General features: G+C 46.6%; 1 protein-coding gene. It reads right to left on the bottom strand.

Annotated elements, in window-relative coordinates; all coding sequences use genetic code 11:
• Positions 1-3 precede the first annotated feature (3 nt).
• Positions 4-11952, bottom strand: coding sequence for a bacillomycin D hybrid PKS/NRPS BamA (gene bamA, locus AC1RRX_RS09820; RefSeq protein WP_144464273.1), 11949 nt, complete (start codon positions 11950-11952; stop codon positions 4-6).
• Between the last annotated feature and the right edge of the window lie 8 nt (positions 11953-11960).

Below are 11960 nucleotides of genomic sequence, written 5' to 3'. Positions count from 1 at the left end.
TCCCTAAAAGTTCAATTGAATAGAATCAAGCGCGTTCTCTTCTTCCTCATTGCTGCCGCTCAATCCGATATGTTCGATTAGAATGCTTGGCTGTTCCAAAATCGCCGATAGGATGTGTAAGTAGTCGTTTGATAAAACCTCGATTCTGCTTTTCTTAAACAGTTTTTTCGAATATTCAAACAGTCCGTGATAGTTGTCGCGGTCCGCCTGAATCGACAAGGTCAAATCGAATTTGGCAACCGGATGATGAAATGGATACGGCTTGAGTTGAAGGGAATCGAAAGTCAATTCAGCATGATCAAGATTTTGCAGCACAAACATCGTATCGAATAAAGGATTGCGGCTTGAATCTTTTGGAAGATGCAGATGCTGAATTAATTCTTCCAACGGATAGTCTTGATTTTTATAGGCGTTCAGCATGTTTTCTTTTACTTCGTTTAAATAGGCATCAAATGTTTTACGGCCCGCCGGGTGATTGCGAATGACTAACGTATTGACGAACATTCCCACGACCGGCTCTACATCCAGATGAGTCCGCCCGGCAGATGGCGTTCCTACGATAATATCTTCTTGTCCGCTGTATTTGGATAAAAGAATCGTATAGGCTGCCAATAAAATCATATACAGTGTTGCTCCTGTGTCTTCTTCCATTTGGCTTAAACGCTGTTTCAAGTGTTCGGGTATAAGAAATTCAAATGATTCGCCTTCGTAATCGCGTATGGCAGGTCGCTCATAATCCGCAGGAATATCCAGTACAGGAATATCACCGTGAAACTGATCCAGCCAATACGCTTTCTGGCTCTTGATGTTCCGTTTCTGAATGTCCGATTGCTGCCAAACTGCAAAGTCTTTATATTGAATAGAGAGCGGGTCCGGTTCGTTCCCCTCGTAGATTCGGCTTAAATCTTTCATCAGAATATTGACGGACACGCCGTCAGAAATGATATGATGCATATCAACCACAAGCACGTGCCGCGCAGGTTCAATTTCAATCAGTCCGGCCCGCATCAGCGGCGGCTTGGCTAAGTCAAACGCTTTGATGAAATCAAGCACACGGTTTTCCGCTTCTTCTTCGCTTGCTTGAATTCGTTCTATCGTAAAGTCGACGTTCTGATGAATACGCTGTGCCGGCTCGCCTTCATATAAATCAAAGCTGGTACGCAACGCTTCATGACGCGCGATTAATTTTCGGAAAGCGGCGTTTAACCGTTCGGGATCGATCGTCCCTTCCACTTTCATGGCACCCGTCATATTGTAAGTCAGCTCGCCGCCTTCTGTGTGACTTAATAAATACATCCGCCTCTGAGCTGAAGAAACCGGATAATATGGCATTTCCTTTGCAGCCGGAATCGGTACATATCGATTTTTGTCCATGTGTAACGCCTTGTCAGCCAATTGTTCAATGGTAGGAAACTTGAATATGTCTTTGAGAGACAGATTCACATCCAGCTCTTTGTGAATTCTGGCGGCTAAGGCTGCCGCTCGGATGGAGTTGCCTCCGAGATCAAAGAAATTATGTTTGATCCCCGCATGGCTTATTCCGAGCACTTCCTTCCATAAATCTGTAAGTTTGGACTCCGTCTCATTACCCGGCGGAACATATTCAGCTGTCTGCTGCAGACTCGCTTCTGGTGCAGGCAGTGCCTTACGGTTTATTTTCCCGTTGGATGTTAACGGCATATGCTCCAGACGGACAAAATAGGACGGAACCATGTAGTCCGGAAGCTTCGATGACAATTGTTCCCTAAGCTGCGCAGCCGCTATAGGCTTGTCGCTTACGTAATACGCGCATAATTGTTTTAAGCCGTCTTCTTCTTCTTTCACTGTTACCGCGGCTTTTTGCACCGCTTCCGCGTTATGCATCGCTGCTTCAATTTCACCAAGCTCGATTCGGTGTCCCCTGATTTTGACTTGTTCATCAACGCGCCCAATATATACAAGATTTCCGTCCTTCAATCGCTTAGCCAAATCCCCTGATTTGTACATTTTCGCTCCCGGGACATACGGGTTTTCAACAAATTTCTCTTCCGTTAAATCCGGGCGGTTCCAATACCCTCTGGCAACACCCGGTCCGCTGATATATATTTCGCCGATTACCCCGATCGGAACCAGGTTTCTGCTTGCATCGGCCACATAAATATCCGTGTTGAGAGCAGGAGTGCCGATCGGTACAAATTCCCGCTTGTCCCGTTCTGCGTCGAAGTGATAAATCATACATCCGACGACAGCTTCCGTCGGTCCGTATTCATTGAAAATGTCCAGCCGGCCTTTAAACTGCTCGCTGACACTTTTGGCCAGACGGGTGCTTAAATTTTCTCCGCCGACAATCATTTTCCGTATGGCGGTGCCGCCAGCGATATTCATCTCCTTGATGACGTGCAGATGTGCCGGGGTCAATTTGATCATGTCTATTCTTGAGTCCCGCATAATCTCAGAAAGCACAGCGCTTTTGTCTTCGCCGTCAAAGACAATGATGGTATTTCCCGTAACCAGCGGTGTAAATATCGAGGTCACAGTCAGATCGAAAGAGATGGAAGAGTATAATGGAAAGTTGGTTTTCTCACCTCTTACATAAACCTCTTTCGCCCACCAAATATAATCAGCCAGCCCCTGATGCTCAATGAGTACACCTTTTGGATTTCCCGTCGAACCTGACGTATAGATCATGTAGGCCAAATCATGCGCATCGCTGTCCGATTCAAGATTCGAGTGCTCCTCATGGTATGAGTTTTCCTCATCCAAAAGCACAATGTCACCATCATACGGTAATTGATCCAGCAGGCTGCGCTGTGTCAACACAACCTCCGCTCTTGAATCTCTCAGCATATATTGGATCCGATCTTCCGGATATTCAGGATCAATGGGCACGTATGCGCCGCCGGCTTTCAGAACAGCCAAAATTCCGACAATCAGCTCGATCCGATGCGGGCAGATGATGGCAACGAATTGATCCGCTTGTACGCCTTTTGTCCGTAACGTCCGCGCCAATCGGTTCGCCCGTTCATTGAGCTGTCTGTACGTATACCGCTCATTGCCAAAAATAACGGCTTCATGATCGGGACTCTGTTCCGCCTGCATTTCAAACCACCGATATACCGTTTCCTTATGCGGATACGGCGTCTTTGTGCCATTACACTCCGTCAGCAGTTGATGCCGTTCGGTTTCAGACAGCATAGGAACAGAAGACAATGTCATCTCCGGCTGCTCAGCAAGGCTGTTTAAAATGGCGGTATAGTGTCTGGTGATCTGTTCAATGGTGTCTTTTGTGAATCGTCCCGGTTTATAATCAAAATGCATCTCTATCTGTTGACCGGCATCTTCGATCGTGAGCATCAAATCATATAAAGAGACCCCTGGATTTCGTTCTTTCACTTTAAATGTACATTCATTGTGCCGGATTTCATGAAATTCAATGTTTTGAAACACAAACATCGTATTAAACAGAGACTTTCCGGTTGTTTCCCGCTGTACATTTAATTTCTCCACAAGCCGGTCGAATGGATAGTCTTGGTTTTCGAAAGCGTCAAGCGTCTGCCGCTTTACTTCTTCCAGATAATCCGTAAACGTTCTATTGGCGTGCGGCTTCGTCCGGATTCCAATGGTTTGTATGAAAATACCGATGATCTTTTCGATATCCGGATGATTTCTTCCTGAAGCAGGCGTGCCTACGACAATGTCTTCTTGTCCCGTATATTTATGAAGCAGCACATTATAGGCGGCCAGAAGCACCGTATAGAGAGTCGTTTCCGCCTTTTGCGCCAAATCTTGAAGCGAACGGATGACATCCGGCTGTAAGGAGCATGTCACACGCTGTCCCTCAGAAGACCGTTCTGCCGCTATTGAACCGTCTGTCGGCAGGTCGAGAATGGGAATTTCGTCTTGAAATTGTTCCAGCCAATATGTCTCCTGCCGCTTCATGGCATCCTCATTCAGCCGTTGGTTTTGCCATTCTGCGAAATCTTTATATTCAAATTCAATGTCCGGTAATGGTTTCTGATGATATAAAGCCAGCAATTCATTTGTAAGGATGTTGACGGAATAACCGTCCGAAATGATATGATGCATATCGATGAGCAGTTCGGCCTGCTCGTTTTCAATCTTGATCAGCTCCGCACGAACTAACGGAGCTTGGTCCAGGCGGAACGGTTTTACAAACCGGTCTGAATAGGCATCAAATTCATCCCGGCTCATTGTCCGGACATGAACGTTAAAATCAACTTCGTTTTCAAGTTTCTGAACGATATCGCCATCTATAATGTCGAAATACGTGCGAAACGCTTCGTGCCGCTGCATCACTTGTTGAAGAGATGAGATCAGGGCTTGCTCATCGTACTTCCCTGTTATTGATATGTGGCCGAACATATTTTGCGCCAGCTGATCCGTTTCCAGCTGGTGCAGGAAATATACTCTTTGCTGTGCCGGCGATGTCGGGTAATACGCTTTTTTCTCGGCAGCCTTCATTGGGAGGTGCACGACTTTCGTTTCGTTCTGAATGAAACGTGCTAATTCCTTAACAGTCTGGTGATTGAAAAATTGTCCAATGGAAACCTTTTGATGAAATGTCTTCTGAACTTTGGAAAGCATAAGCGTTGCCTGGAGTGAGTTTCCTCCCAGAGCCAGGAAGCGATCTGATCTGCCAACCCGTTCAAGGCCGAAAAGTTCCTCCCAAATCCGCGCCAGCTGCCGTTCCGTTTCATTTACCGGCGCCTCATAGGCTTCAGTAAAATTTGCCGTATTGCTTCCTATTGAAGAGATCCGCTTCTGGTGTTCGGCGTAAAGTGCTTGTAAATCATGCTGTTCTTCATCGGAAAACATCATCATGGCGTCAAGAGGGATTGAATCTCCCTCAACCATTTTTTGCAGCAATTTTGTAAAACCCGCTCCCCACTTTTTCATGATTTCCGGACTGACGACGTTCGTATTAAAGTCGAAATCAAGAACATATTCTTGATGCGCGTCTGTTATGTTCAGAAATAAATCGTATAGGGTGCATTTTACCGGGTATGCAACGGGCTCCGCCTCCGCCTTTCCGAAATGCAGCTTTCGAAAAGGCCTGTCTAAATTAAAGATAATACGCATATCCGGCACTTGATCGTGCGGAAGCTCTCTGGCCACCAGTGTCATCGGGACGGCTTGGTGCCGCATTGCAAGATTCACGCTTTCTTTCATACTGCCAAGATAACCGGATAAAGTGCTTTCTGAAGAAGACGTGTTCTTCACCGGAATCATATTGACGCAATTTCCAATCAGATCATGCTGTTTCATATGCGATTGACCTGCTGCGGGGACCCCGATCACAAGGCCTGACTGTTTGGTAAGCTGATGCAGAAAAAGATGAAATGCACCCAGCATCGTCACAAATACGCTATTTTTCATCTGAATGCTTAATGACCTTAAAGCCTCGCTCAATGGCCGTCCAAGCCTGACGGTACACCGGTCTCCCTCATACCCGTTCGGATAACGGACAGAATCTGTGCTTGGCAGAATTGGCTGCTGTATCGGTTCAGAGAAATGACGCCGCCAATAACGGACCCCTTCTTCATAATGGCCGCTGTCAATCTGTGCCTGCTGCCAGTCTAAGTATTGGCGAAACGAAACATCTGCCTCTTTCGGCGAAATCGGTTTTCCTTGTACGATTGCCGCGTAGTTGCTCTCCAGTTCTTGAACAAAAACGGCGATTGACCATCCATCGGCAATGATATGATGGAACGTGAGCACAATCAGATGTTCATTGTGAGCCGATGTAAGCACATGGATTCTAAACAAAGGTTTTTGTTCATGGAAATGAAACGGCCGCTTGGCATCTTCTGTCAGCCATTTTTGGATTTCCGGCTCCCGATGTTCATGCGGGTGACCGGTAAAATCAATGACAGGTATTTCTATATTCATCCGTTCCTGCACTTGCTGTACCTCGTCATCGGGATGAATCACCGTACGTAAAGCTTCATGACGGTCAACGATATGCCGGACGGCTTGTTTTAATGATGTATACTGCAGTTCGCCCTTCACTTTCAGCATAATGGACTGGTTTAAAGCGGCGGAAGCTTCATTCCCGTAATGGGATGCCATAACCAACTGCTTTTGTTCAGGTGAAAGCTCGCGCGTCCCGGACTTTTTACGGCCTCCGCCATCAGGGGAATCCGGGCCTTCCGGAATAAATCCGCCTCGGCGAAGATCCTCCACCGTGTCTTTCACCGCTTGAATAATATTTTCGATATCATCCGCGGTATGCGCCGCAGACAAGAAGCAGTTGCGTCCCTCCCATACATAGACCCCTTTATAGTTGAGATGGTAAAAGAACAAGTCATTATCAAGCGATGAGACAAACCGGAATAAAGAACCGAATCGAACCATGCGGATAGGCACTTGCGCTTGTTCGAAGCAGCGATTCAGCTCATCGACCAGGTAGGCTGTTTTTTGATTAAGCTGCTCATACAGATGTTCTCCTTCGGTTTGTAAATGGCGAAGGACGGCTAATGACATCCTCATGGTAAGCGGGTGGGTATTGAAGGTGCCGGCCACAAACGTGCGTTTCGCCTCGTCTTGCGGGTAGGAATCGTCCCCATACTGCCAGGTACCCCCGTCGATCGCATTCATGAACTCAGCTTTTCCGGCAACTACCCCTAACGGCTGTCCGCCGCCGATGATTTTTCCGTAGGTCACTAAATCAGCCTGAATGCCGAACCATTCCTGTGCGCCGCCAAGACCGATCCGAAATCCGGTAATAATTTCATCCATAATCAGAGCTGTTCCGGATTGCTGCGTGATCGCCCGCAATTCTTTCAAAAATGCCTGCGGCTGCAAATCCGGTCTGCGGCTTTGTACCGGTTCCACCAGTACGGCTGCCAATTCATCACCAAGACTGCGGATCACGTCCAGCGAATCGGGATTGTTGTAATGTAAAATAATCAAATCATCCATAAAGCTCTGCAGTATGCCCGGAGCCAGCGGATTCGCAGACGCAGCCCCGCCTTTTGTGCCGGCAACCCCTAATACGCCGTCAAACGTGCCGTGATAAGATCCGGAGAACGCCACGACTTTCTTTCTTCCTGTTGCCGCCCGCGCCAAACGCAGGGCAACCATGACGGCCTCTGTTCCTGAATTATAGAAAGCGACCCTTTCCACTCCGGTACATGTGCGGATCCGGTCGGCAACTTCACCGGCGACATCTGACATCGGGCCGAGCGGAGGCAATGATGAACGGGTTGAATCATCGATAACCTGTGTAATAAAGGAAGGATGATGCCCGAAAAGGTTAACCCCGAATCCCATGGTGATATCGATATATTCATTTCCGTCAATATCCCACATTTTAGAACCGTCAGAACGTTCGGCGATAATCGGGTATACGATTTCCTTCCAATACGAACGGAAGCTGGACAAATTGCGGTTGTTTGCATGAGCAAATCGGGTGTTGTCCGTATATTGTTTGGAACCTTTCGTTTTATCGGCGTATTTCTTGATGAAATCTTCTAAGTATTGTTTTTGCCGTGCGGTATAGTGTCCCTGATCATTCAGGTTCTGAGGCTGAAAAGGAACATAGGGTTTCGCTTCTTGAGCCGCTTTCTTTTCTGCAGTGACGGTCGGAGGCCCCTGCTCGACAGAAGGAATTGATTTCTTTTGCGCTTTAGCGTATTCTTTCTCATCGGAATGATGTCCGCTGTTTCTCAACAAATTAAAACTATTTAATTGAGCTTGCAAGGTATCCTGAATTAATTGATTCTGAGAAGCGATTATTTTTTCGAGCATATGCTCTTGATGACCTTCTCTGCGATCCGATTCAGACTGCGCTTCTGAAATGACCTGTATTTCCTGCGCCGGAACATTCTCTTGAGGGGGAGCGGATGCAAAGGACGATGGAACGGTCTCAGCCAAGTAATCTATGACACTTTGAAGGTTGTTCATCGTATCAAAAAAACGATCCATCGGGATGTCTACCCCAAATTCGTCCGCAATGGCTTTTTTGACCTGTGACAGCATGATAGAATCCATTCCGAGCCCGATAAAATGAGCATTCAGATCGAGTTCCTCCGCTCTGATCCCTGAAGCGTTGCTGATTACAGTTTTCAGGAAGGATTCAATGTGCGCTTTCGATTGATTGATATTCAATGCTGCTCCTCCTTTCTTTTCGCCCTCGTTTAAGCGCAATTGGTCAGCTTCAGCCCAGCATCGGCTCCGTTCAAACGGATACAGGGGCAATGGCGTCTTTTGTACAGTTTCACCGGAATAAAGCGCGCGCCAATCGATAACGGCTCCTTGCACAAATAATTCGGCTGCGCGATTCAGCCATGTGATCCGTTCATCTTGCGTACGTAAACGCTGCTTAATCAGAGCGGCTGCTTGTTGATTCAGCTCTTCTTTATGAGCAGGCAGCATTTCCTTCATATTCTTGTAACCGATGTATACACCGGGAAGGTTTCTGTCTCCCTGAATCAGGCGGGTCAGCTTATCCGATAGTTCTTGTTTACCGGATACAATCATGGCAATGCCATGATCCAAATGAGCCCTGCCCGTACTTGCTGTATAGCAAATGGACTTTAATGAAGCTTGGCTGTCATCCGATACATATTGCCGGTACTGCTGTGCGAGTTCATAGAGTGATTTTTCAGTATGAGCGGATAAAACAAATAGGTGCGGCCCATGTTCATCCTCGGGTGCATACTCACTTTGAGAAATATATTCTTCCAATACCACATGAGCGTTCGTTCCGCTAAAACCGAACGAGCTGATTCCGCCTCGCAGCGGCTCATCACCGGATGTGAACGCTGCAGCTTCCTGATTCACATAAAATGGTGATGAGTGAAAATGAATGAGCGGATTAGGTTCATTAAAGTGCACTAACGGCGGATTTTTCTTGTGATTCAGCATGAGGACAGATTTGATCAGCCCGACGATGCCTGCCGCTTCAAACAAATGACCGATGTTCGATTTAACAGAACCAATCGCACAAAATTGTTTTTTTGCCGTATACTTTTCAAACGCTTTACAAAGCCCGTTAAATTCAACCGGATCGCCGAGCTTCGTTCCGGTGCCATGCGCTTCGATGAAAGACAGTGTTTCAGGAGCAATGCCCGCGTCTTTCCAGGCCGTCTCAATGACCTCAGTCTGAGCTGCCGGATTCGGTGCTGTAATCCCGGCGGTTGTTCCGTCTTGATTCATCGCGCTTCCCTTGATTACGCCGTAAATATGGTCTCCGTCGCGAACAGCATCCTGCAAAGGTTTTAGCAGGACTGCGGCCGCGCCTTCACCTGTGCCCGTGCCGTCTGAATCTTTGCTGAACGTTTTGGTGTATCCGTCCGAAGATTCCATATCAAGCCCGATACAGATCGGCAAGATCGATGTTCGGATACCTCCGGCAAGAGCCATTTCACAATCGCCGGATATTAAAGATTTGCATGCCATATGAACGGCGGCAAGCGATGAGGAGCATGCCGTATCCACTGTGACCGCCGGCCCTTTTAAATTTAAGAAATAAGCGATTCGGCTGGCTAGCACGGAAGGGAGATTGCCCACGATATATTGATGAAGTTCCTCCGGATAATTCGCAGAAAGGAGACGTTCATAATCGTAGCCCACCTTCGAGTACCCCGCATATACCCCGACACGGCTCCCGTTCATGCTGCCGCCGGCATAGCCCGCATCTTCAATCGCATGCCATGCAGACTGCAAAAACAGTCTTTGGTTAGGGTCCATAAACTGAGCCGTTTTAGGAGCTAAACCGAAGAACGAATAATCAAAGCGGTCGATTTCATCTAAATAGCCGCCCTTCACAAACTGACTCTCATTGAACTCGCTTTGGATGGACTTTAAATAATCCGCCGCATCTTTCAGCCGGGATTCGGGGTATTCTCGAATGCTGTGCTCACCTTTTTCAAGCAGATTCCAAAAATCACTTTTCGTTGACGCTCCCGGGACATTGAGCGACATTCCGATAATGGCGATATCTTTCGGTGTCACATGGCTTGGTTTCGCTGCCGCGTCCTGTTTGATTTCAGCCCGGCTTTCAGACAGATATGCCGCTAAATCAGTGATAGAAGGATACGTAAAGAGATCTGAAACGGCAAGCTCGCGTCCGAATTTCTGTTCTATGCGCTCGGCAATCTGCGATAACTGTAATGAATTTGCTCCCATATCAAAATAACTGTCAGCGAGGTGAACCTTTTTCCCGTTGAGCACTTCGGAAAAGATAGACAGCAATTCCGTTTCTATCTCATGAATGGGTGTCTGTCCGGATGTTTCCGGGCTGCTCTCCAAACATTCATTGATGGCGGCAGACTCTGTTGAAAAATTCCCTGCCTCATACTGTCTGGCAAGTTCGTAGCGTTTAACCTTTCCGCTGGTTGTTTTAGGGAGTTTTCGGATCGGAAGGACTTCTTTTATGCTCCAGCCGCCCCGCTTGTACAAATGCTTTTTTATCTCTTTGACAAGCGGTGCGAATTTTTCAGGTGATTTTTTGTAAACAACAAAGAGCACGATTTCTCCGCTTTGTGTCTTTTGATCATATACACCGCAGGCGGCAACCCTTCCTAAGTCAACCTCTTCCATTTCAATCGCGACCCGTTCAATATCGTGCGGGTAGATATTTTTTCCGTTCACGAAAATAATGTCCTTTTCTCTTCCGGTTACGACTAAGTTACCACTTTCACTAATGAATCCGAGGTCTCCCGTTTTTACCCAGCCGTCAGAAGTCAGCGCTTTTTCCGTACTCTCTGGGTTGTTATAATACCCTTGCGTCACATTGTCTCCTTTGATCTGGATATGGCCGATGATTCCGTCTTCTACTCTTTCATTTGTTTCATCGGAGATCCGAAGCTGACAATAGTCAATAGGTTGTCCCACCTCGACGAATGAAGCGCAATTTTGGTCCTCTTTGCTGACTTTTACAGCTCTTTCACCAAGATTTAAATAGTCACGATGCAAATAAACGGGAACGAATTCTTTACCTATTTTAGAGAACGCTGCGCCAACCGAAGCTTCCGCTAAACCGTAAACATTCAAAATGGCGGATCTTTTCAGATTGAATGCTGCGCATCTTTTCAAAAATTCGTCACATAGCTCCGGCAATATCGGTTCTGCCCCGTTTGCGATGACCTTGATGTGGGATAAATCCCAGTCTGGTTCGTTTTTCAGAAATTTAAGGAAGTAGTTGTACCCGAAATTAGGAGATGATAGAATACTGGCTTTATGTTCATGAGCTTTTTTCATCCAAAGAATAGGTCTGCGAATAAATAATTCTGTAGGCATTAGATTTTGATTGATTCCGGTTATGAAGGGAACAAGGTGGCAGGCGATGAGCCCCATATCATGCGTTAAAGGCATCCATGATAAGAAGGAGTCTTTCGAATGAACGTGTAGGGCAGTGCCAATGGCACACGTGTTATGTATTAAGTTGTGATGCGTTAACATGACTCCTTTTGGATCTCCTGTGGATCCGGAAGAAAATTGGATAAAGGCGAGTTCATCCGCATCAGGTTCATAAAACGAAGCGGGGTAATCGTAGATTTGATCTTGAATGACGTCAGATTTTTCGTTTAATTGATGATGGAAATCCTGTAAATCGTGTTCTGCAGCGTATTTCTTTATTTTGTCCAATACTTTTTCAGAGGCAATCAGAAAGGGATGATTTAATATATTCCAAATGCGCCAGACCTTCAGCTTATGGTCATCATCTTCTCCGATACTGACCGGAACCGGGATCATTCCTCCTAATATACAAGCCCAAAAAGCAACGACAAATGATTTGTTTTCTTGGATTTGAAATACAATTTCCTGCTTCGGCTTAATGCCGAGATGCTGTAAATAGCCAAGATACCCTTGCGCCTCTTCAAACAATTGGCGATAAGAGACAACCGTCTCGTTTTTATCGGATTCGATAAAACGGATCCCGCGATCAGAGATATTGCTTCTTTCCCGAATGACATCTACTAAGGTTTGGAATTGTCTGGTATACATAGGTCCCC

This window comes from Bacillus sp. GW821-FHT11D08, from assembly GCF_058808515.1.
This window is presented reverse-complemented; position numbering and strand designations above follow the sequence as displayed.